Genomic DNA, 21,906 nt, shown 5'->3' on the forward strand with positions numbered 1-21,906 from the left:
CTTATAAATGTGTGGTTGCGCCAGCGGCAGCGAAGTTCTGGTAACTGTTCATCGTTTTGGCGATCTGCGAAATCTTGCTGGCGTAGTCCGGGTCGGTTGCGTATCCGGCTTTTTGCAACTCGCGTACAAACTGTTCCGGGTTGTCGGCTGATTTCACAACTTCTTTATAGCGATCATTGCTTTGCAGCAATGTTACGAGGTCGTGGAAGCTGTCCTGGTAGGAGTTATAGGAACGAAATTGCGCCGTTTCCTTGACCATCGCCCCTGCACGAAACTCGCTGGTGATTGCACGCGCCTGGCCGCCCTGCCAACTCTGCCCGGCCTTGATGCCGAACAGGTTGTGGCTGCTGCTGCCGTCCTCGGCGCGCATCACCGATTTACCCCAACCGGTTTCCAACGCGGCCTGGGCCACCAGATACTTGGGATCGACCCCGATGCGCGCTGCGGCCGCTTTGGCCATCGGCAGCATGGTGGCGACAAATTCGTCCTGCGAGCTGAAGGCTTTTTTCGCCGGTGCCAGCGGTGGCTGGGCAATTGCGCGGCCATAAACCTGCATGCGTCCGCTCGGCACGGCAAAGTTGCGCGCGGCGCTGTTAACCACGTTATCGGTGGCGGCGCTGTTACGCAGTGGCGCACTCGCGGCCTGCGTAGCGGGCTGGGTACTCGGTACGATGCCGGCCAGCAGGCGATCGGTCAGTTTGCTCGGCAACGCCATGCGACGCTGGTTCATCAGCTCCATGTCGTTGGTGTGTGCGCTGGTACCTTGCGGCTCCGCAACGCGGTAAGCCCACAACGGCCGCTGGCCATTGGAGCGCCCCAACGGGCCATTCGCCTGGGTACCGGCGGCAATTTCGGTCGGCACATCAACCTTCCTGGCCTTGACCGGCTCGGCCGCCGCCGGGCCTTGCAAGGTGGAGGACTGCGCCTCAACCGGCTTGTTCTTCTGCATCTGGCGCATCAGCACGTCAGCCAAACCGATACCACCGCCTTCACGGGACATCGAGACCGCCAACTGCTGGTCATACATTTCCTGGTACTGCTTGGCAGCCGGGGTGTTCAGCGGGTTGTCCTTGCCCAGCGCCTCAGTGGCCGAACGCATGGACTTGAGCATCTCGCTCAGGAACAGCGACTCGAACTCCTGCGCGACTTTGCGCATGTTGCCTTCGCTGTTCTTGTCGGCGCCGACCTTGAGCTGGTTCAGCCGGTTGAGGTCGGAGTAAGACCCCGAATCCGCCGTGCTGGTGAACCCGCTTTTGTGCATATCCATGGCCATGGCCTTAGATCACGATCAGGTCGGCTTGCAAGGCGCCGGCCTGTTTCAAAGCTTCGAGAATCGCCATCAAGTCGCCGGGCGCTGCGCCCACCTGGTTCACCGCACGGACAATCTCGTCCAGGGTGGTGCCAGGGCCGAATTTGAACATCGGCTTGGCTTCTTGCTGGGCATTGACCCGCGAGCGCGGTACCACTGCCGTCTGACCATTGGACAGCGGCCCGGGCTGGCTGACGATCGGGTCTTCGGTGATGGTCACGGTCAGGCTGCCGTGGGTCACTGCCGCCGGCGAGACCTTGACGTTCTGACCGATCACGATGGTGCCGGTGCGCGAGTTGATGATGACTTTGGCCACCGCCTGGCCCGGGTCGACCTCAAGGTTTTCCAGGATCGACAGGTAGTCGACACGCTGGCTTGGGTCGAGCGGCGCCGTCACACGGATCGAGCCGCCGTCGATGGCTTGTGCCACGCCAGGGCCGAGCATGTCGTTGATCTTGTCGACCACACGCTTGGCGGTGGTGAAGTCCGAACGGTTGAGGTTCAGGGTCAGGCTGTTGCCCTGGTTGAAACCGCTGGGCACGGTGCGTTCAACCGTGGCGCCACCGGGAATGCGACCGGCCGATGGCACGTTAACGGTGATCTTCGAGCCGTCACGGCCCTCGGCGTCAAAACCGCCGACCACCAGGTTGCCCTGGGCGATGGCGTAGACGTTGCCGTCGATACCTTTGAGCGGCGTCATCAGCAAGGTGCCGCCACGCAGGCTTTTCGAGTTACCGATGGACGAAACGGTGATGTCCACCACCTGGCCCGGCTTGGAGAACGCCGGCAAATCGGCACTGATCGACACGGCCGCGACGTTCTTGAGCTGCACGTTGCCCGACCCAGGCGGCACCTTGATGCCGAACTGCGAGAGCATGTTGTTGAAAGTTTGCAGGGTGAACGGGGTCTGGGTGGTCTGGTCACCCGTACCATTGAGCCCCACCACCAGGCCGTAGCCGATCAATTGGTTGGAGCGCACGCCGGAAATGCTGGCGATGTCTTTCAACCGCTCGGCGTGTGCCCCTGCGCTCAAGGCCAGCAATAACGCGGCAGCCATCAGCTGTTTGAGGTTCAAAATGGCCACCTAGAAAGGGAACAGCGGGCTAAGGAAGAAACGGTCGAACCAGCCCGGCTGACTCGCATCAGCAAACGAACCCGTACCCGAGTAGGTAATGCGTGCATCGGCAATGCGCGTCGACGGCACGGTGTTGTCGGTGGAGATATCATCGGCACGCACCATGCCCGCGATACGCACCAGCTCGTCGCCGGTGTTGAGGGTCATCCACTTTTCACCGCGCACGGCGATAATGCCGTTGGGCAATACATCCGCCACCGTCACGGTGATCGAACCGGTCAGGCTGTTGCCCTGCCCTGCCGCGCTCTTGCCGTTGGTAGCACGGTCACCGCTGTAACCGGCATTGAGGCTCAGGTCGCCATCGCCCAAAGGGTTATTGGTGGTCAGGCCGCCACCAAACAGCGAAGTCAGGCCGATGCCGGTCTTGCTGGTCTTGCCGATCTGCGAGTTGGCGTTTTTGCTGGCCTGGGTCTTCTCGTTCAGGGTGATGGTGATGATGTCACCGACCCGGAAGGCCTTGCGGTCGCTGTACAGGTTCTGTTCGAAACCGGCCTGGTAGATCGAGCCATTGTTGGCCGCCGCCGGCAACGGCGTGCGCGGCAGCACCGGCGCGTAGTACGGGTCATTGGGTTTTGGCGACGGGGCGACACAGCCCGCGAGCACGGCGATCCCACTCAATGCCAGAACAGAAACATAGCGATTCATGACCCTTACCTCACGGTGTTGCAGGCGCCGCAAAAGGCGCCCCATAGACTTGATTACAGATTCTGCGTTACGAACGAAAGCATCTGGTCGGCGGTGGAAATCACCTTGGAGTTCATCTCGTAGGCGCGCTGGGTGGTGATCATGTTGACCATCTCCTCAACCGTGCTGACGTTGGAGGTTTCCAGGGTTTGTTGCAGGGTGGTACCGAAGCCGTTGAGACCTGGGGTGCCGATTTGCGGCGCGCCGCTGGAGGCGGTTTCCAGGAACAGGTTGTTACCCATGGCCTGCAAGCCGGCCGGGTTGATAAAGTCGGCGGTTTGCAGGTTGCCGATCACTTGCGACGCCGGGTTGCCGGCAACAGTGATGGACACGGTGCCGTCGGTGCCGACGGTAAAGGTCTTGGCATCGGCCGGCACTACAACGGCCGGTTCCAGCGCGAAGCCGTTGGCGGTGACGATCTGGCCATTGGAGTCGAGGTGGAAAGTACCGTCACGGGTGTAGGACGTAGTGCCATCGGGCTGCAGGATCTGGAAGAAACCCCGGCCGTTGATGGCCATGTCCAGCGGCTGGTTGGTTTGCTGCAGGTTACCGGCGCTGAAGTTCTTCTGGGTGCCGACGATCTGCACACCGGTACCCAGTTGCAGGCCCGACGGCAATTCGCTGTCCTGGGTCGACTGGGCGCCCGGCTGGCGCTTGATCTGATAGAGCAAGTCCTGAAACTCGGCGCGGTCACGTTTGAAACCCGTGGTCGACACGTTCGCCAAGTTGTTGGAGATGGTGGTCAGGTTGGTGTCCTGCGCGGCCAAACCTGTTTTGGCAACCCATAGAGCCGGAAGCATAGTGTTCTCCTTCGTGCGCCTGTTTGTTGGCGCTGTGCTGCAAAATTAGTCTTCAGTGAACCGGCAATCAGCTCATCGACAGAACGCGAGTCATGGCCTGGTCGTCTTCTTTGGCGCTGTTCATCATCTTGATGTGCAGCTCGAACTGCTTGGAGAGCGACAGCACGGCGGTCATTTCTTCCACCGCATTGACGTTGCTCGCCTGCAGGAAACCCGAGGTCAGCCGCACGTTCGCGTCGGCCTGGGCCGGTTTGCCATCCTTGGTATGGATGGCGCCATCCAGGCCCTTGGTCATGTTCTTGAGGTCCGGCTGAACCAGCTTGATGCGGTCCACTTCAGCCATCACCCGTGGGCCTTCGCCCATGGCGCGGATGCTGATGGTGCCGTCGGCGCCCACTTCGATTTTCTGCTCGGGCGGCACGGCGATCGGGCCACCGTTGCCCATCACCGGCATGCCGTTGCCGGCACGCAACACGCCCAGCGCATCCACATTCATGCTGGCGCTGCGCACGTAGGCTTCGCCGCCATCCGGGGTTTGCACGGCCATCCAACCGTCACCGCTGACCGCCACATCGAGGTCGCGACCGGTTTCAATCATGGCGCCCTGGGAGAAGTCGGTGCCCGGCCGTTCGGTCATGGCAAATGCCCGCGCCGGAAAGCTGTCACCGAACACCGGCATCGAACGCGCCTGCTCCAGGTCCCGTTGAAAACCGTTGGTGGAAATGTTCGCCAGATTGTTGGCATGGGCCTTTTGCGCCAGTGCATTCTGGCTGGCGCCGGTCATTGCCACATAAAGGTACTTGTCCACGCTCTATCCTCTTTCTGACGGACGCTTGCCGCCCACCGTTGCTCTGATGAGGCTTAAGCAATTTGCGAACCAACTTTTGAAAATAGATTGAAGTCCATATGCGGCGCGGGTTTGCGGGCAGGCTTAGAGATTAGGTGGCAGGGATAGAGTCGAAAAAACGGCGGACTACTGCCGCCTGCGGCAAGCACCGGCCTTGAAAATGACAAAGAACCAATGTGGGAGCTGGCTTGCCTGCGATAGCGGTGTATCAGTGACACATGAGCCAACTGACCCACCGTCATCCCAGGCAAGCCAGCTCCCACAGTTTTAACCTCAGTGTGTCAGCGGGTTATTTATCGGTCTTGAGGATTTCGTAATCGCGCAACTTATTGGCAATAGTCGTGTGCGACACGCCCAGGCGCTTACCCAGTTGCCGACTGCTCGGGTGCTCGGCGTACAAAGCCTCCAGCACCGCCTTTTCAAACCGCCCAACGATATTCTCCAACCCGCCTTCCAGGGAAAAATCCCCAAGCGGCTGGCGCACCCCATAATCCGGCAGGCGAATATGTTCAGCCTTGACCATGCCGCCGTCGCACAACGACACCGCCTGAAACAACACGTTTTCCAACTGCCGCACATTGCCCGGCCAGTGGTAATGACTGAGCCGATCCATCGCCGCCGGCGCCAGCCTGGGCAACGGGCAACCAATCTGCCGGCTGGCCTGGTCAAGAAAATGCTCAACCAGCGGCGCCAGGCCATCCAGGCACTCACGCAGCGGCGGGATATGCAGCGACAGCACGTTGAGCCGGTGATACAGGTCCTGGCGGAATTCGCCACGGGCGCAGAGTTCCGACAGGTCCACCTGGGTGGCGCAGATCACCCGCACGTCGAGGTACACCTCTTCATCACTGCCCACCCGGCGAAAGCAGCCGTCCTGCAAAAAGCGCAGCAATTTCACCTGCAAGCGTGCGCTCATTTCTCCCACGCCATCGAGAAACAAGGTACCGCCCGCCGTCAGTTCCAGCAGGCCCAGCTTGCCCTCGGCCCGCGCCCCTTCAAATGCGCCGGGGCCATAGCCGAACAGCTCGGTCTCGGCCATCGACTCCGGCAGGCCCGCGCAATTGAGCGCCATCAAGGGTGATTGCCCGCGCGGGCTGGCCAAGTGGCAAGCGCGTGCCAGCAACTCTTTGCCGGTGCCGGTTTCACCTTCTATTAATAGCGGCGCATCCAGCGGTGCCATGCGCCGGGCTTCGCGCACCACCGCGGCCATGACCCTGGAGCTTTGGAAGATACTGTCGAAGCCGCGCAGCTCTTGCTTGCGCACATTGTAGATACGCTCGCCCACACGGTCGGCACGGTGCAGGGTCAGCACGGCGCCGGCCATGGCCTCGCTGTCATCGTGCTCGGAAGATTGCAGCGGCGCGATGTCCGCCAAAAACACGTCACCCTTGACCTTGACCCGCAAGCCATTGATGCGCGATTTGCTCGCACGCACCAGCTCCGGCAGGTCGAAATCCTCGGCATAACGCGACAGCGGAATGCCCGGCACCTCGTCCACGCGCACCCCGAGCAACTGCGCCGCCGCGCGGTTGGCGGCGACGATAGAGCCGCCCATATCAATCGACAACACCGGAAATTCCAGAGCGCCGAGCAGCGCATTGAGCTCCATATGCCGACGTTCGCTGGGCATCAGCCCTACCCTTTTAACCCCAAAAACGCCGGCAATCGCTTCGAATTGCGGGCGCAATGCCTGGAACTGCATGTTCACAAGGTTGGGGCAAAACAGGTAAATGGCGTTGCCATGTTCACCGCCCACCTCGCCTTTGGCGACGTTGACGCCGTACTCCACCAGCAGGTTGAGAATGTCCCGCAGGATGCCGATACGGTTCTGGCAGTGCACTTTAATACGCATGAAAAAGCCCAAATGGTGGGAAAGCGCCGGGGCTTTTTGCCGCTGAGCGCAGATAGTCGTCAAGATTATGTGACAGCTTGTGACCTTTTCACAGCCCAAGACACCGACAGGTCGGCATACCGTAACGAAAACTTTACGAATAACGGTGACTTTTCCTACGCGCAGGCGCCGGACCCCGATGGAATCCGGCACCTTCCGCGTTATCAATAGGCTCATCGCAGGACATAACAAGAACGAATGCCTAGCAGGAGAGCCGTATGAAGCAGACGCACTACGTGGCCCGCGAGCCCGATGCGCAAGGTTTTATCCACTACCCGTCGGAAGAACACGCGGTGTGGAACACCCTGATCACCCGCCAATTGAAAGTGATCGAGGGGCGCGCCTGCCAGGAATACCTGGACGGAATCGACAAGCTCGGCCTGCCCCTGGACCGCATCCCGCAACTGGGTGAGATCAACAAGGTGTTGGCCGAAACCACCGGCTGGCAAGTTGCCCGCGTCCCCGCACTGATCCCCTTCCAGACCTTCTTTGAATTGCTCGCCAGCAAGCAATTTCCGGTGGCGACCTTTATTCGCACCCGCGAAGAACTGGACTACCTGCAAGAGCCGGATATTTTCCACGAGATCTTTGGCCACTGCCCGCTGCTGACCAACCCATGGTTTGCCGAATTCACCCACACTTACGGCAAGCTCGGCCTCGCGGCCACCAAAGAGCAACGCGTGTACCTGGCGCGCCTGTACTGGATGACCATCGAATTCGGTTTGGTGGACACGCCGCAAGGTCGACGCATCTACGGTGGCGGCATTTTGTCGTCGCCTAAAGAAAGCGTGTATTGCCTGTCGGATGAACCCGAACATCAGGCTTTCGACCCGCTGGAAGCCATGCGCACGCCGTATCGCATCGACATTCTGCAACCGCTGTACTTCGTATTGCCTGAGCTTAAGCGCCTGTTTGAGGTGGCGCAGGAAGACATCATGGGCATGGTCGAGCGCGGTATGCAGTTGGGTCTGCATGCGCCGCTCTTCACCCCAAAGGCAGTCCCGCCCAAACCCGAAGCTGCTTGAACCTTACAATTTGAGGCCAGGTGAATCTGTTCCCTGGCCCCGCGTTGCTTTAGGGTAACGCTCACTGATCTCAATCATTCGAATTCAGGACACCTCCATGACCACCTTGAACCAAGCCCATTGCGAAGCCTGCCGCGCCGATGCCCCACAAGTCAGCGACGAAGAGCTGCCGGTACTGATCAAGCAGATCCCCGACTGGAACATCGAAGTGCGCGACGGCGTGATGCAGCTGGAAAAGGTTTTCCTGTTCAAGAACTTCAAATTCGCCCTGGCCTTTACCAACGCCATGGGTGAAATCTCCGAAGCCGAAGGCCATCACCCAGGCCTGCTGACCGAGTGGGGCAAAGTCACCGTGACCTGGTGGAGCCACTCGATCAAAGGCTTGCACCGCAACGACTTCATCATGGCTGCGCGCACTGACGAAGTGGCCAAAGACGCCGAGGGCCGCAAGTAATGCATTTTGATGCCATTGGCCGCGTGCCCGGCGACCCGATCCTCGGGCTGATGGACCTGTATGCCCAGGACGCCAACCCGAACAAGTTCGACCTGGGCGTGGGCGTCTACAAGGACGACCAGGGCCTGACGCCGATTCCGCACTCGGTAAAACTGGCCGAACAGCGTCTGGTGGACACACAAACCACCAAGACCTACATCGGCGGCCACGGCAATGCGGCCTTCGGTGCGCTGATCAGCCAACTGGTACTGGGTGCCGATTCAGCGCTGATTCGCGAGCGTCGCGCCGGTGCCACGCAAACCCCTGGCGGCACCGGCGCGCTACGCCTGAGTGCGGATTTTATCGCGCAAAACCTGCCCGGCCGTGGCGTTTGGCTGAGCGACCCGACCTGGCCGATCCACGAAACCATCTTCGCCAAGGCCGGGCTCAAGGTCAGCCATTACCCGTATGTGGGCGCGGATAACCGCCTGGACGTGGGCGCGATGCTCGCAACGCTTGCCACCGTGCCCAAGGGCGACGTGGTGTTGTTGCATGCCTGCTGCCATAACCCGACCGGTTTTGACTTGTCCCAGGACGACTGGCGCCAGGTGTTGCACATCGTGCGCGAACGGCAGTTGCTGCCACTGATCGACTTCGCCTACCAGGGCTTTGGCGACGGATTGGAGCAGGATGCCTGGGCGGTGCGGTTGTTTGCTGCCGAGCTGCCGGAAGTGCTGGTCACCAGTTCCTGCTCGAAGAACTTCGGCCTGTACAGCGACCGTGTCGGCGCGCTGATCGTGTGTGCGGCAGACGCCGAGAAGCTCACGGACGTGCGCAGCCAACTGGCGAATATCGCGCGCAACCTGTGGTCGACGCCGCCGGATCATGGCGCCGCAGTGGTAGCGACCATCCTCGGTGACGCCGAGCTGAAAAAGCGCTGGAGCGCTGAAGTCGAGGCCATGCGTTCGCGCATTGCACAACTGCGCTCCGGGCTGGTGGAGGCGCTGGCGCCCCACGGGCTGGCCGAGAAGTTTGCGCATATTGGTGCGCAGCGTGGGATGTTTTCCTATACCGGCTTGAGTGCCGAACAGGTCAAGCAACTGCGTGAGAAGCACAGCGTGTATATGGTGAGTTCTGGGCGGGCGAATGTCGCCGGCATTGATGCCACACGTCTGGCATTACTGGCCGAGGCTATCGCCGACGTCTCGAAATAACTGAAGAAATCCAATCAAACTGTGGGAGCTGGCTTGCCTGCGATTACGGAGTGTCAGTCACTGAATAAGCTGACTGAACAACCGCCATCGCAGGCAAGCCAGCTCCCACATTTTTGACCGTGCGAACCTTCTAGCCCGCAACCATCTCGGCCTTCAACTGCGCCTCTTTGGCCTGCGCATCCGCCAACCGATACAACTCGATACTGCCATCCCAGTGCTCGATCAACGCGGTGCACGACTCCACCCAATCCCCGCAATTAAGGTAGTCCACCTCGCCCACCTTGCGAATCTCGGCATGGTGAATATGCCCGCACACCACGCCATGCAACTCGCGCTTGGTCACTTCGTGGGCGATCGCTTCTTCAAAATCGCTGATAAAACTCACCGCCGTCTTGACCTTGTGCTTCAGGTACGCCGACAACGACCAGTAGCCATAGCCATACCGCGCACGCCAGTGATTGAGCCAACGGTTGAGCGTGAGGGTGAACTCGTAGGCCGAATCGCCCAGGAAGGCCAGCCAACGGTGGTATCGGGTGATCACATCAAATTGATCGCCGTGAATCACCAGCAGGTGGCGGCCATCGGCAGTGACGTGCACGGCCTCGTCCACCAGCTGGATATTGCCCAGGATCAGCTTGGAGTAGCGGCGCAGGAATTCGTCGTGGTTGCCGGTGACGTAGATCACCTCGGTGCCGCGCTTGGCCATGGTGAGCAAGCGGCGGATCACATTGGTATGAGCCTGGGGCCAATACATGCCGCCGCGCATTTTCCAGCCGTCGATGATATCGCCCACCAGGTAGACCTTGTCGGCGTGGTAGCCCTTGAGGAACTGCGACAGGTGCTCGGCCTGGCAATCCCGGGTGCCCAAGTGCACGTCGGAGATCCACAGGGTACGAACCCGTTGTTTGCGGCTGGGTTTAACGAACTCGGCACTGGTCATGGGCATCCCTCGACGGTGTTTTCGCGAGCTTGCGCCCAGGCGGTTAATAGCCCATGACAACTGTGCGTCAGTCTGATGACAGCGCTCGCAGCCCTCAGAAGCGTTGCAGACTGCAGGCCTGCTGCCCAGGAGACTGCGATGAGACCGACCCTCACGCTGCGCCACTACCTCGAAGAACCGCTCGCCCACAGCCATGATCACGCCCAACTGGTGTTCGGGTTGTCGGGGCACCTGGACCTGGAAGTCGATGGCCAGGGCAGCCAGGTGCACGCCAGCAGCGTGATGGTGCTGCCCTTCTCGGCCCACCATGCCTGTGGCAGTCGCGACGGCAGCCGCTGCCTGGTGCTGGCCAGTCTCAATCATCCGCTGGCCCAGTCGATACCGGGCAAGCGTTTGCCGTATTCGGCGTTCAATGCGCACATCGAACGCCATGCTCCGTGAGTTTGGCGCCTCACCGGGCACGTTGCGTCGCTCGGGCTGACAAGAGCCTGTCGCTAAGATTCGCGAGGTCTGCGACAGACACCGGCGCCCTCAAGCCTCTAGACTGCGATTCTGTCACCCCGTTGGTTCAAGGATCGCAATGACTCCCCGTTCAGCCCTTGGCGCCCTGCATATCGGCGCAATGATGTTTGGCCTCACCGGTGTTTTCGGCAAACTGGCGGCCGCCTCGCCGGCCATCATTGTGTTTGGCCGCGCCGCCTTTGCCGTAATCGCCCTGGCGATTTTTGCGCGATTCGCCAGCAACACCACCTGGAAAACCCTGGAGATGCGCGACTGGCGTCGACTCGTCGTCAGCGGCGTGCTGCTGGCGGCACATTGGGTGACCTTCTTCATTGCCGTCAAAGTCGCCGGGGTGGCCGTCGCCACCCTGGGCTTCACTGCGTTCCCGGCCTTTACCGTGATACTTGAAGGGCTGATCTTCCGCGAGCGCATCCGCGCCAACGAAGTGCTGCTGGTGGCGCTGGTCACAGTGGGCCTGGTGTTGGTGACGCCAGACTTCGACCTCGCCAGCCAAGCCACGGGGGGCCTGTTGTGGGGGATTCTTTCGGGCCTGTTGTTCTCGCTGCTGTCGCTGAACAACCGCGCCAGCTCCGGGCGCATTCCGGCGGTGCAGGCCGCGCTGTGCCAGAACGTGGTGGTCGCAGCCTGCCTGCTGCCAGTAGCAGCGCCAGGCCTGGCGGATGTGCGTGGGATTGACTGGCTGTGGATCGGGCTGCTCGGCGTGTTCTGTACCGGCCTGGCCCATAGCTTGTTTGTCGCCAGCCTCGCGGTGATCAAGGCGCGCACCGCGTCCGTGGTGTTCGCCATGGAGCCGGTCTATGGCATCACCGCGGCCTGGCTGCTGTTCGCCGAAACCCCGACCTTGCGCATGCTGCTGGGCGGCGCGCTGATCATCGTCGCCATCGTGCTCTCAGGCTTAATGGGCAGCGCCAGCCAGGCCAAACAGCCGGCAGCCACCGCGTAGCCTTCAGGCCTTGCGGTCGTTGTGCCCCAGGTCGCGCTGCGGGTCGATCTGGTCGCGCACGCGCTGTTTGAGCACCTTGGCCTCCGGAAACCCGCCGTCGGCCTTGCGCTCCCAGATCTGCACGCCGTCGCAGGTGATGCGAAACGCCCCGCCGGTGGCCGGTTCCAGCGCCACGCGGGACAGGTCATCGGCAAATGTACTCAACAATTCCTGAGCCAGCCACGCGGCGCGCAACAGCCATTGGCATTGGGTGCAATAGGTAATGACGATCTCGGGTTTGCTGGCAGACATAAATTGAGAAGTTCCTGACATAACGGGCACGGACGATCGAATGACTATAATACCGGCCTTTATCGCCCAGCCTTGAGATTCATGATGCGCCGCCTGTTGTCCTGCCTGTTTCTGTGCCTGCTTCCCCTGATCGCCGATGCCGTCGAAAGCCCACGCCCCAGGATCGGCCTGGTGCTGTCCGGCGGTGCCGCCCGTGGCCTCGCGCATATTGGCGTGCTCAAGGCCCTGGAGGAGCAAGGTATCCATATCGATGCTATCGCCGGCACCAGCATGGGCGCGGTGATTGGCGGCCTGTACGCCTCGGGCTACAAGATCGATGAACTGGAAAAGCTCGCGCTCAATATCGACTGGCAACAGGCATTGTCCGATGCCCCACCACGCGAAGACGTGCCGTTTCGGCGCAAACAGGATGACCGCGACTTCCTCGTCAAACAGAAGCTCAGCTTCCGCGATGACGGCAGCCTCGGCCTGCCGCTCGGCGTGATCCAGGGCCAGAACCTGGCGCTGTTGCTGGAAAGCATGTTCGCCCACTCCAGCAATACGCGTAATTTCGACAAGCTGCCAATCCCGTTCCGCGCTGTGGCCACCGACATCACCACCGGCGAAAAAGTGGTGTTCAGCAAGGGTCACTTGCCCCAGGTAATCCGTGCGAGCATGTCGATCCCGGCAGTGTTCGCCCCGGTTGAGCTGGACGGGCGGCTGCTGGTGGACGGCGGCATGACCGACAATATCCCACTGGATGTGGCGCGCGAAATGGGCGTCGATATCGCCATCGTCGTGGACATCGGCACGCCGCTGCGCTCACGCAAGCAACTGGCTACTGTGGTGGATGTGCTCAACCAGTCCATCACCCTGATGACCCGGCGCAACTCCGAAGAACAACTCAAGGCCCTGCATCCCAGGGATGTGTTGATCCAGCCGCCGCTGGCCGCCTACGGCGTGACCGACTTCGGCCGCGCCAAAGACATGATCGACGCCGGCTACCGCGCCACCCGCGCCCTCGACGTGCGCCTGGCGCATCTGCGCCCCGCCGAACCGATCGACGCGCAATTGGTGGAGGCCCGCACCCCGGGTGAACGCACGCCGGTGATCACCGCCATCAAGGTGGAAAACGACTCGAAAGTCAGTGACGACGTGATTCGCTACTACATTCGCCAAACCCTGGGCGAGCCGCTGAACCTGGGCCGCCTGCAAACCGACATGGGCACGTTGTATGGCCTCGATTACTTCGAGCAGGTGCAATACCGCGTGGTGAAAAAGGGCCAGGACAATACCCTGGTCATCAGCGCGCGCGGCAAACGCAGCGGCACCGACTATTTGCGCCTGGGCCTGAGCCTGTCGGATGACATGCGCGGCGAAAGCGCCTACAACCTCGGCGCCAGTTACCGCATGAACGGCATCAACCGCCTCGGCGCCGAATGGCTGACACGCGTGCAGATTGGTGATCGCCAAGAGCTGTACAGCGAGTTCTACCAGCCACTGGATGTGGGTTCACGCTACTTCGTCGCGCCCTATCTCAGTGCCCAGGCGCAGAACGTTGACCTGGTGCTGGACAGCGACCCTATCGCCGAATACCGCCTGGAGCGCTACGGTTTTGGTTTGAACGTGGGGCGCCAGATCGGCAACAGCGGCGAGATCCGCTTCGGCGTCGGCGAAGCCTGGGGCAAGGCGGATGTGCGTGTTGGCGAGCGCGACTTGCCAAGTGTCAGCTTCAGCGAGGGTTTCTATGAACTCAAGTATTCGTTCGATTCGCTGGATAACGTGTACTTCCCCCATTCCGGTGAAGACATCGGCCTGGCCTATCGCGAGTTCGAACCCGGCCTGGGTTCGGACCAGCGCTACCGACAGTGGGAGTTCAAGCTGGACAAGGCCATGAGCCACGGCCCGGACACCTTGATACTCGGTGGTCGTTATGGCCGCACCCTGGATAAATCCGACGTGGTGGTTTCCAGCTTCCTGCTCGGCGGTGCGCGGCAATTATCGGGCTTTCGCGAAGATTCAATCTCGGGGCAGAACATCGCCCTGATGCGCGCCGTGTACTACCGCCGCCTGACGCCGCGCTCGTACCTGCCGCTGGATTTTCCACTGTACCTGGGGGCTTCGCTGGAGCGCGGCCGGGCGTGGAACAACGACAATCAGTTCGACAGTGGCTATATCAATGCGGCGAGTATTTTCCTCGGCTTTGATACGCCGTTGGGGCCGCTGAACTTCAGCTATGGGTTCAATGATGACAAGCAGCAGGCGGTGTACCTGAACCTCGGGCAGACGTTCTAGCTGGATGCCAGGCTTACGGTGGCGAAGGAGCAAGCTCCCTCGCCACACCTCAGGACTTTTCCAGGTTCGCCAGAATGTGCCCATGCACGCGCATGCACACACGCAAATCGTCTTCATCCACGCCCACAAACAGCTCATGGCGCAAGGCCGTGGCGATGGTTTCGATCTGGTCGATCAACGGGCGGGCGGTGTCGCACAGCAGGATGCGTTTGGCGCGACGATCCTCCAGCACCGCCTGGCGCTGCACCAGGCCCTGGCCTTCCAGGCTGTCGAGCAGGCGTGCCAGGGTCGGACCTTCTACGCCGACGCTTTGCGCCAGTTCACGCTGGGTGGGTGCATCGACAAAACGGGCCAGATGCAACAGCACCAGCCAACGCGCCTGGGACAAACCCAGCCCCGCCAAACGGCGGTCCAGTTCGGCGCGCCAGCCTCGGGACATTTGCGCCAACTGCATGCCAAAGCGGTGTTGTTCGGTTAACGGCATAAAAAACTCATGATTTAGACTGAAAATAAAATGTGGCTAATTATTAGTCAGCTAAGCATGAGCCATGCCAGGAGGCAAGTGGCGCTATGGACTGATTCGTTACATTGTCGTAATTGGCACACTAAATTTCGAATTCAGACTGCAAAGCGGCACGTACGCAATACAAAACACCTTCAGGCACACGCCCGGTAAACAGCGGCGCGATCTCCGTAACCGGTGGCAATTCGCCTTCTCCGTCAAGGAAGGCATCCTGGATTTCACCGAGCAGATCTTCCGGTAAATCAAGGGCCTGCTCCAACGATAACTGCTGTTTGCCGATGGACTCAGCCAGCAAGGTGTAGACGTTTTTTTCCGAGCATTGCAGTTGGCCGGCGATCTGGATCGGAGTCATGCCGGCACGTGCCAGGCTGATCAGCTCATGGCGGATATCGGCGACTTCCTTCGGCGCCTCGGCCTGGCCACCGAGCACTTCGAGGAAGGCCTGGCCGTAGCGTTCCAGCTTGCGCGCACCGACGCCGCTGACCTTGGCCATCTCGGCCATGCTGGTCGGCTGCTCGCGCAACATCTCCAGCAAGGTGGAGTCGGGGAAGATGACGTAGGGCGGCACACTGTGTTCCTGCGCCAGTTTGCGCCGCAGGGTGCGCAAGGCTTCCCACTGCTCGCGTTCTTCGCCACGCACCAATTGGCTGGCCGGGCTTGTGCTGCTGCTTTTGGCGGTGGTCTGCGGCTTAAGGTCGCGGCGCAGCTCCAGGCTCACCTCGCCCTTGAGCAAGGGCCGGCAACTGTCGTTCAGGCGCAGGCCGCCGTAACCTTCGATGTCGATGTCCACCAGGTTGCGCGCGACCATCTGCCGGAACAACGAACGCCATTCGCCTTCGGCGCGCGCCTTGCCGACGCCGTACACCGAGAGTTTTTCGTGGCCGAAGCTGCGCACTTTCTCGTTGTCCTTGCCCAGCAATACGTCCACCAGGTGCCCCACGCCGTAGCGCTGGCCGGTACGGTAGATGGTCGACAACGCCTGGCGCGCCGGCTCGGTCGCATCCCAGGTCTGTACGCCATCGGTGCAGTTATCGCAGTGCCCGCATGGCTCGGGCATGTCCTCGTCGAAATACGCCAGCAGCGTCTGACGGCGGCAGCGCGTCTCCTCGCACAGCGAAAGCATGGCATCGAGCTTGTGTTGTTCCAGGCGCTTGTGCCGCTCGTCGCCTTCGGAGTTCTGCAGCATCTGCTTGAGCATCACCACGTCTTGCAGGCCGTAGACCATCCAGGCATCCGCCGGCAGGCCATCACGGCCGGCGCGACCGGTTTCCTGGTAGTAGGCCTCAAGGGATTTTGGCAGGTCCATATGCGCAACAAAGCGCACGTTGGATTTATCGATGCCCATGCCGAACGCGATGGTCGCCACCATGATCAGGCCTTCCTCGTTGAGGAAGCGCTTCTGGTGGGCAGAGCGCGTGTCATTGGGCAGGCCCGCGTGATACGGCAGCGCCGGGTAGCCTTGCTCACAGAGAAACGCAGCCACTTCATCGACCTTTTTGCGCGACAGGCAATACACGATGCCTGCGTCGCTGCGCCGTTCGGACAGGAACGCCAGCAACTGTTTGCGCGGCTGTTCCTTGGGCACGATGCGGTAAAAAATATTCGGCCGGTCGAAGCTCGACAGGAAGCGTTCGGCGTTTTGCAGGTGCAGGCGCTCAACGATTTCTTCGCGGGTGCGCTTGTCGGCGGTGGCGGTCAGGGCGATGCGCGGCACGTCGGGGAACAGTTCAGCCAGTTGGCCCAACTGCAGGTATTCGCGGCGGAAATCGTGGCCCCATTGCGACACACAGTGGGCTTCGTCGATGGCGAACAGCGCAATTTCCAGGCTTTGCAGGAAGGCCAGCATGCGCGGCTGCACCAACCGCTCAGGCGCCAGGTAGAGCATTTTCACTTCACCGCGCTTGATGCGCGCAGCCAGCTCGCGCTGCTGCTCGGCACTCAAGGTGGAGTTCAAGGAAGCGGCGGCGACACCAAGTTCTTCCAGGGTGGCGACCTGATCGTCCATCAACGCGATCAGCGGCGACACCACCACGGCCAAGCCATTGCGCAACAACGCCGGGACCTGGAAGCACAGCGACTTGCCGCCACCGGTAGGCATCAGGACCAGGGCATCACCACCACTGGCCACGCGCTCAATGATCGCACCCTGGCGGCCACGAAAACTGTCGTAGCCGAAGATGTCCTTGAGGACGCGTTGAGCCTGCTCGAGCATGTAAAACTCCAAAATGGTGCCGAAATCCCTCTGTACAGGCTGGCCGAAAAAACACCGCATCACGGGAAATAATCCGTAAGCGAAGTTTTCGCGGATTGGCGTTTGGCCTGCAGGGGCATCACAAAACGCGGCAGTATACCCGAGCGTTACCCGGCAAAGGGCGTCACTGACGAATAGTCATCCCGCTCCAGAACCCGGCAAATATGCCTTGCAGCTGGCCGGGAGGCTCAAGAAAGCCTAGAATTGCGCATCGTTTATTCCCAAGGTAGCCCTTCAATGTCCTTCGCTGAGCAACTAACCCGCCTGCAAGCCTTCCTCGACGCCGATGAGCTGCATGACGAGGCGCTGGACTACGTGGCCGCTCACGGCTACCTGACCGCCCTGTCGATCTGCGCCGACGTTGTACCCGACCGTGAATGGATCGACGCGCTGTTCGCCGAAGAACCGCACTACGCCGACGCCGCCCAGCGCGAAGAAATCGAATCGACCCTGCTGGCCCTCAAGGCCCACATTGGTCGCCAGCTGGCTTCCGATGAGGAATTCGAGCTGCCATGCGAGCTGGACCTGGGCGAAGAGCCGGATGACTCCGACCTGCGCGGCTGGTGCATCGGCTTCATGGAAGGCGTGTTCCTGCGCGAAGCCGCCTGGTTCGAAACTGCCGAGGAAGAAGTCAGCGAAATGCTGCTGCCGATCATGGTCGGTTCGGGCCTGTTTGACGACCAGCCGGAATTCTCCGACATCGCCGCCGATGCCAACCTGATGGACGACATGATCGTACAGATCCCGGAAGCCCTCACCGCCTTGTACCTGCTGTGCAACGCGCCTGACGAAAAACCGGCGATCCTCAAGCCACGTCACCACTGAGTCGTTTGCCCATGACGCCCATGGGCAAGCGCTCACTGCTCCTGCGCTACGTGCTGCTGGCCATCGGATGGCTGAGCGTAGCGCTCGGCGTGATCGGTATCTTCCTGCCGGTATTGCCGACCACCCCCTTCCTGCTGCTCGCCGCCGCCTGCTTCGCTCGAAGCTCCCCGCGTTTCTACCAATGGCTGGTGGAACATCCGCGCCTGGGGCCATGGATTCGAGACTATCTGGACGGCAATGGCATTCCGCTCAAGGGCAAGGTCTACGCCATCGGTTTGATGTGGCTGAGCATTGGGTTTTCCTGCTACCTGGTGCCGCTGCCTTGGGCACGCGGGTTTATGCTGACCAGTGCGGTGCTGGTAACCGTTTACATCTTGCGCCAGAAAACCCTGCCACCGCGATAAACACGCACTGCGACATTCGATCCCACACGACCTTGGTCGACACTGACTAACCCCCAGCATCATGCGAGACTGTCCCACCGGGCTCGGAATGCCCGGGTGTTCTTATGCTCGGAGTTACCATGACGCTGTCCAGCGGGCTGATCGCCGCCGTTGCCCTGGCCTATATGGCCATTATGTTCGCCATCGCCTTTTACGGCGATCGCCGCCACGCGCCGTTGCCGCCGCGAATGCGTGCCTGGGTATACAGCCTGTCGCTGGCCGTTTACTGCACCAGTTGGACCTTCTTCGGCGCCGTAGGCCAGGCCGCCGAGCAGCTGTGGGCGTTTTTACCGATCTACCTGGGACCTGTGCTGCTGCTGGTGCTGGCACCCTGGGTGCTGCAGAAGATGATCCTGATCAGCAAGCAGGAAAACATCACCTCCATTGCCGACTTTATCGCCGCACGCTACGGCAAATCCCAATCACTGGCCGTGGTGGTGGCACTGATCTGCCTGGTCGGCGTGCTGCCCTATATCGCCCTGCAACTCAAAGGCATCGTGCTGGGCGTGAACCTGTTGATCGGCTCCGGCCCCGACACCACCGGCACCCGCGCCCAGGACACCGCATTGATCGTGTCGCTGGTATTGGCGCTGTTCACCATTGTGTTCGGTACCCGTAACCTGGATGCCACCGAACACCACCGCGGCATGGTGCTGGCGATTGCGTTTGAATCCCTGGTCAAGCTGTTCGCCTTTCTGGCGGTCGGCGCATTCGTGACCTTCGGCCTGTACGACGGTTTTGGCGATCTGTTCAGCCAGGCCATGCTCGCCCCGCGCCTTGAAGAATACTGGACAGAAACCATCAACTGGCCGTCGATGGTGGTGCAGACCGGCGTAGCAATGATGGCCATCATCTGCCTGCCCCGACAGTTTCACGTTACGGTGGTAGAGAACATCGACCCGCAGGATTTGCGCCTGGCCAAATGGGTGTTCCCGGCCTACCTGATCCTCGCCGCGTTGTTCGTCATCCCTATCGCCCTCGGCGGCAAAATGCTTTTGCCCGCCTCGGTATTGCCGGACTCCTACGTGATCAGCCTGCCCATGGCCGAAGCGCACCCGGCCCTTGCCGTGCTGGCGTTTATCGGCGGTGCTTCGGCGGCAACCGGCATGGTGATTGTGGCGAGCATTGCCTTGTCGACCATGGTCTCCAACGACATGTTGCTGCCGTGGCTGCTGCGCCGCTCCAGCGCCGAGCGGCCGTTCGAAGTGTTCCGCCACTGGATGCTGTCGGTGCGCCGGGTCAGCATTGTGATCATCCTGTTGCTCGCCTACGTGAGTTACCGCCTGCTCGGCTCCAGCGCGAGCCTGGCGACCATCGGCCAGATCGCGTTCGCCGCCGTTACCCAACTGGCGCCCGCGATGCTCGGCGCATTGTATTGGAAGCAGGCCAACCGACGCGGCGTGTTTGCCGGTTTGGCGGCGGGCACTTTCCTGTGGTTCTACACCTTGGTCCTACCGGTGACGGCGAAAAGCCTGGGCTGGTCGTTGAGCCTTTTCCCCGGCCTGACGTGGATGCATTCGCACCCCTTTGGTTTCACCGTCACCTCGCTGACTCTGGGCACTGTGTTTTCCCTGGCGGGCAACTTCACGCTGTTTGTGTGGGTGTCGATGCTGTCGCGCACACGGGTGTCCGAGCATTGGCAGGCCGGGCGCTTTATCGGCCAGGAAATCAGCCAGCGCGCCAATGCGCGCTCAATGCTTTCGGTGCAGATCAGCGACCTGCTCAGCCTCGCCGCACGTTTTGTCGGCGAGGAACGCGCCCAGCAGAGCTTTATCCGTTTCGCCTATCGCCAAGGCAAAGGCTTCAACCCGAACCAGAATGCCGACAATGACTGGATCGCCCACACCGAACGCTTGCTGGCCGGTGTGCTCGGCGCCTCTTCGACACGCGCCGTGGTGAAAGCCGCGATTGAAGGTCGGGAAATGCAGCTGGAGGACGTCGTACGCATCGCCGACGAAGCCTCCGAGGTGTTGCAGTTCAACCGCGCGTTGCTGCAAGGCGCGATCGAAAACATCACCCAGGGCATCAGTGTGGTCGACCAGTCCCTCAAGCTGGTGGCCTGGAACCGCCGCTATCTAGAACTGTTCAACTACCCTGAAGGTTTGATCAGCGTGGGTCGGCCGATTGCCGACATCATTCGCTACAACGCCGAGCGCGGCCTGTGCGGGCCGGGTGAAGCCCAGGTGCATGTAGCACGCCGCCTGCACTGGATGCGCCAGGGCCGCGCGCACACTTCCGAGCGTTTATTCCCGAATGGCCGCGTGATCGAGCTGATCGGCAACCCGATGCCTGGCGGTGGGTTTGTCATGAGCTTTACCGACATCACAGCGTTCCGTGAAGCCGAGCAGGCGCTGACCGAAGCCAACGAAGGCCTTGAGCAACGGGTAACCGAGCGCACCCATGAACTGTCTCAGCTCAATGTTGCACTGACCGATGCCAAGGGCGTGGCCGAATCCGCCAGCCAGTCGAAGACCCGCTTCCTTGCGGCTGTCAGCCACGACCTGATGCAACCCTTGAACGCCGCACGCCTGTTCTCCGCCGCCCTCTCCCACCAGCACGACGGCTTGTCTGCCGAGGCCCGGCAATTGGTGCAGCACTTGGACAGCTCGCTGCGTTCGGCCGAAGACTTGATCAGTGATTTGCTGGATATCTCCCGCCTGGAAAACGGCAAGATTAACCCGCAGCGCCAGCCCTTTGTGCTCAACGAGCTGTTCGACACCCTCGGCGCCGAATTCAAGGCACTGGCTCAGGAGCAGGGCCTGCGTTTCCGCCTGCGCGGCAGCCGGTTGCGGGTGGACAGCGACATCAAGCTGCTCAGGCGGATTCTGCAGAACTTTCTCACCAATGCGTTCCGCTATGCCGACGGCCCCGTGTTGCTGGGCGTGCGCAGGCGCAAAGGCGAACTGTGCCTGGAAGTGTGGGACCGTGGCCCTGGCATTCCGCTGGATAAACAGAAGGTCATCTTCGAAGAGTTCAAGCGCCTGGACAGCCACCAGACTCGTGCCGAGAAAGGCCTGGGCCTGGGCCTGGCCATCGCTGACGGCCTGTGCCGCGTGCTCGGGCATACGTTGAGCGTGCGCTCGTGGCCGGGCCAAGGCAGCGTGTTCAGCGTGCGCGTGCCGCTGGCGCGCAACCAGGCCAGCCCGACGGTCAAGATCGCGCCAGACAATGGGCTGCCATTAAGCGGCGCGCAGGTGCTGTGCGTGGACAACGAAGAAAGCATCCTGATCGGCATGCGCAGCCTGCTGACGCGCTGGGGCTGCGAAGTGTGGACCGCCACCGACCAGGCGCAATGCGCGGCGCTGCTGGCCGAGGGAGTGCGCCCGCAACTGGCATTGGTGGATTACCACCTGGACCACGGCGAGACGGGCACGGAGCTGATGGGCTGGCTACGGGCGCAGTTGGCGGAGCCGATTCCCGGGGTGGTGATCAGTGCCGATGGGCGACCGGAGATGGTCGCCGAGGTACACGCGGCGGGGTTGGATTACCTGGCCAAGCCGGTGAAACCGGCGGCGTTGCGGGCGTTGTTGAGTCGGCATTTGCCGCTTTAAACAGT

General features: G+C 61.3%; 18 protein-coding genes and 1 pseudogene. 9 read left to right on the top strand and 10 right to left on the bottom strand.

Annotation, left to right across the window (positions count from 1 at the left end; all coding sequences use genetic code 11):
- Position 1 precedes the first annotated feature (1 nt).
- The 6 genes from flgJ to BFP92_RS12825 all read right to left on the bottom strand — a co-directional run bounded on the left by flgJ (position 2) and on the right by BFP92_RS12825 (position 6,627).
- On the bottom strand, positions 2–1,273 hold the full coding sequence (gene flgJ / locus BFP92_RS12800; protein ID WP_056859745.1) for a flagellar assembly peptidoglycan hydrolase FlgJ: 1,272 nt from the start codon (positions 1,271–1,273) through the stop codon (positions 2–4).
- 4 nt (positions 1,274–1,277) lie between these two features.
- Positions 1,278–2,366, bottom strand: a complete 1,089-nt coding sequence (locus tag BFP92_RS12805) for a flagellar basal body P-ring protein FlgI (RefSeq protein ID WP_225933067.1) — start codon at positions 2,364–2,366, stop codon at positions 1,278–1,280.
- Positions 2,367–2,393: 27 nt separating this feature from the next.
- The gene (gene flgH, locus BFP92_RS12810) at positions 2,394–3,089 is read right to left on the bottom strand and encodes a flagellar basal body L-ring protein FlgH (RefSeq protein WP_056859744.1); all 696 of its coding nucleotides are present in this window, start codon (positions 3,087–3,089) and stop codon (positions 2,394–2,396) included.
- A 53-nt stretch (positions 3,090–3,142) separates the two neighbouring features.
- Positions 3,143–3,928, bottom strand: a complete 786-nt coding sequence (flgG, locus tag BFP92_RS12815; RefSeq protein WP_056859743.1) for a flagellar basal-body rod protein FlgG — start codon at positions 3,926–3,928, stop codon at positions 3,143–3,145.
- Between the two features lie 67 nt (positions 3,929–3,995).
- Positions 3,996–4,736 (bottom strand): flagellar basal body rod protein FlgF, encoded by a 741-nt coding sequence (locus BFP92_RS12820; protein ID WP_017134921.1) that lies wholly within the window; start codon positions 4,734–4,736, stop codon positions 3,996–3,998.
- Positions 4,737–5,064: 328 nt separating this feature from the next.
- Positions 5,065–6,627: a sigma-54-dependent transcriptional regulator gene (locus BFP92_RS12825; protein WP_065929760.1), complete on the bottom strand. Its 1,563-nt coding sequence runs from the start codon at positions 6,625–6,627 to the stop codon at positions 5,065–5,067.
- A 257-nt stretch (positions 6,628–6,884) separates the two neighbouring features.
- Here BFP92_RS12825 and phhA point away from each other — a divergent pair, with 257 nt between their 5' ends.
- From phhA to BFP92_RS12840, 3 genes are all read left to right on the top strand, one after another.
- The gene (phhA, locus tag BFP92_RS12830) at positions 6,885–7,691 is read left to right on the top strand and encodes a phenylalanine 4-monooxygenase (RefSeq protein WP_065929761.1); all 807 of its coding nucleotides are present in this window, start codon (positions 6,885–6,887) and stop codon (positions 7,689–7,691) included.
- Positions 7,692–7,788: 97 nt separating this feature from the next.
- The gene (locus BFP92_RS12835; protein WP_017134918.1) at positions 7,789–8,145 is read left to right on the top strand and encodes a 4a-hydroxytetrahydrobiopterin dehydratase; all 357 of its coding nucleotides are present in this window, start codon (positions 7,789–7,791) and stop codon (positions 8,143–8,145) included.
- Positions 8,145–9,338, top strand: a complete 1,194-nt coding sequence (locus tag BFP92_RS12840) for an amino acid aminotransferase (RefSeq protein WP_065929762.1) — start codon at positions 8,145–8,147, stop codon at positions 9,336–9,338. Before BFP92_RS12835 ends, BFP92_RS12840 begins: the two co-directional genes overlap by 1 nt.
- Positions 9,339–9,468: 130 nt before the next feature.
- On the opposite strand, the gene BFP92_RS12845 is transcribed toward BFP92_RS12840, so the two are convergent.
- Complete coding sequence (locus BFP92_RS12845) at positions 9,469–10,278, bottom strand: UDP-2,3-diacylglucosamine diphosphatase (protein ID WP_065929763.1); 810 nt, start codon at positions 10,276–10,278, stop codon at positions 9,469–9,471.
- Between the two features lie 138 nt (positions 10,279–10,416).
- Between BFP92_RS12845 and BFP92_RS12850 the strand changes: the two are divergent.
- Positions 10,417–10,713 (top strand): annotated as a pseudogene (locus BFP92_RS12850) (hypothetical protein); the annotation flags it as partial.
- Positions 10,714–10,858: 145 nt separating this feature from the next.
- Positions 10,859–11,743: a DMT family transporter gene (locus tag BFP92_RS12855; RefSeq protein WP_065929765.1), complete on the top strand. Its 885-nt coding sequence runs from the start codon at positions 10,859–10,861 to the stop codon at positions 11,741–11,743.
- Between the two features lie 3 nt (positions 11,744–11,746).
- On the opposite strand, the gene BFP92_RS12860 is transcribed toward BFP92_RS12855, so the two are convergent.
- Complete coding sequence (locus tag BFP92_RS12860) at positions 11,747–12,034, bottom strand: Rdx family protein (protein WP_065929766.1); 288 nt, start codon at positions 12,032–12,034, stop codon at positions 11,747–11,749.
- An 84-nt stretch (positions 12,035–12,118) separates the two neighbouring features.
- On the opposite strand from BFP92_RS12860, the gene BFP92_RS12865 reads away from it, so the two are divergent.
- Positions 12,119–14,308, top strand: a complete 2,190-nt coding sequence (locus BFP92_RS12865) for a patatin-like phospholipase family protein (protein ID WP_065929767.1) — start codon at positions 12,119–12,121, stop codon at positions 14,306–14,308.
- A gap of 49 nt (positions 14,309–14,357) precedes the next feature.
- Here the strand turns inward: BFP92_RS12865 and BFP92_RS12870 are convergent, their stop codons facing one another.
- Both BFP92_RS12870 and recQ read right to left on the bottom strand, forming a co-directional pair.
- Complete coding sequence (locus BFP92_RS12870; RefSeq protein WP_056861440.1) at positions 14,358–14,792, bottom strand: MarR family transcriptional regulator; 435 nt, start codon at positions 14,790–14,792, stop codon at positions 14,358–14,360.
- A gap of 121 nt (positions 14,793–14,913) precedes the next feature.
- Positions 14,914–17,043, bottom strand: coding sequence for a DNA helicase RecQ (gene recQ / locus BFP92_RS12875; RefSeq protein ID WP_065929768.1), 2,130 nt, complete (start codon positions 17,041–17,043; stop codon positions 14,914–14,916).
- 276 nt (positions 17,044–17,319) lie between these two features.
- Here recQ and BFP92_RS12880 point away from each other — a divergent pair, with 276 nt between their 5' ends.
- The 3 genes from BFP92_RS12880 (at position 17,320) to BFP92_RS12890 (ending at position 21,901) form a co-directional block, all read left to right on the top strand.
- Positions 17,320–17,907 (top strand): UPF0149 family protein, encoded by a 588-nt coding sequence (locus BFP92_RS12880; RefSeq protein ID WP_017134909.1) that lies wholly within the window; start codon positions 17,320–17,322, stop codon positions 17,905–17,907.
- Between the two features lie 11 nt (positions 17,908–17,918).
- Complete coding sequence (locus BFP92_RS12885; protein ID WP_170875837.1) at positions 17,919–18,311, top strand: YbaN family protein; 393 nt, start codon at positions 17,919–17,921, stop codon at positions 18,309–18,311.
- 119 nt (positions 18,312–18,430) lie between these two features.
- Positions 18,431–21,901 carry a hybrid sensor histidine kinase/response regulator gene (locus BFP92_RS12890; RefSeq protein ID WP_065929769.1) on the top strand — a complete coding sequence of 1,157 codons (3,471 nt, stop codon included), beginning with the start codon at positions 18,431–18,433 and terminating at the stop codon, positions 21,899–21,901.
- Positions 21,902–21,906: the final 5 nt, after the last annotated feature.

The organism is Pseudomonas sp. 58 R 3 (genome assembly GCF_900006605.1).
Lineage (GTDB): Bacteria > Pseudomonadota > Gammaproteobacteria > Pseudomonadales > Pseudomonadaceae > Aquipseudomonas > Aquipseudomonas salomonii.

Bases quoted from the DNA above. Each gene is read 5' to 3' on its own strand.
- flgJ (WP_056859745.1), bottom strand. From the start codon at position 1,273: ATGGCCATGGATATGCACAAAAGCGGGTTCACCAGCACGGCGGATTCG.
- BFP92_RS12805 (WP_225933067.1), bottom strand. From the start codon at position 2,366: ATGGCTGCCGCGTTATTGCTGGCCTTGAGCGCAGGGGCACACGCCGAG.
- flgH (WP_056859744.1), bottom strand. From the start codon at position 3,089: ATGAATCGCTATGTTTCTGTTCTGGCATTGAGTGGGATCGCCGTGCTC.
- flgG (WP_056859743.1), bottom strand. From the start codon at position 3,928: ATGCTTCCGGCTCTATGGGTTGCCAAAACAGGTTTGGCCGCGCAGGAC.
- BFP92_RS12825 (WP_065929760.1), bottom strand. From the start codon at position 6,627: ATGCGTATTAAAGTGCACTGCCAGAACCGTATCGGCATCCTGCGGGAC.
- phhA (WP_065929761.1), top strand. From the start codon at position 6,885: ATGAAGCAGACGCACTACGTGGCCCGCGAGCCCGATGCGCAAGGTTTT.
- BFP92_RS12835 (WP_017134918.1), top strand. From the start codon at position 7,789: ATGACCACCTTGAACCAAGCCCATTGCGAAGCCTGCCGCGCCGATGCC.
- BFP92_RS12840 (WP_065929762.1), top strand. From the start codon at position 8,145: ATGCATTTTGATGCCATTGGCCGCGTGCCCGGCGACCCGATCCTCGGG.
- BFP92_RS12845 (WP_065929763.1), bottom strand. From the start codon at position 10,278: ATGACCAGTGCCGAGTTCGTTAAACCCAGCCGCAAACAACGGGTTCGT.
- BFP92_RS12855 (WP_065929765.1), top strand. From the start codon at position 10,859: ATGACTCCCCGTTCAGCCCTTGGCGCCCTGCATATCGGCGCAATGATG.
- BFP92_RS12860 (WP_065929766.1), bottom strand. From the start codon at position 12,034: ATGTCTGCCAGCAAACCCGAGATCGTCATTACCTATTGCACCCAATGC.
- BFP92_RS12865 (WP_065929767.1), top strand. From the start codon at position 12,119: ATGCGCCGCCTGTTGTCCTGCCTGTTTCTGTGCCTGCTTCCCCTGATC.
- BFP92_RS12870 (WP_056861440.1), bottom strand. From the start codon at position 14,792: ATGCCGTTAACCGAACAACACCGCTTTGGCATGCAGTTGGCGCAAATG.
- recQ (WP_065929768.1), bottom strand. From the start codon at position 17,043: ATGCTCGAGCAGGCTCAACGCGTCCTCAAGGACATCTTCGGCTACGAC.
- BFP92_RS12880 (WP_017134909.1), top strand. From the start codon at position 17,320: ATGTCCTTCGCTGAGCAACTAACCCGCCTGCAAGCCTTCCTCGACGCC.
- BFP92_RS12885 (WP_170875837.1), top strand. From the start codon at position 17,919: ATGACGCCCATGGGCAAGCGCTCACTGCTCCTGCGCTACGTGCTGCTG.
- BFP92_RS12890 (WP_065929769.1), top strand. From the start codon at position 18,431: ATGACGCTGTCCAGCGGGCTGATCGCCGCCGTTGCCCTGGCCTATATG.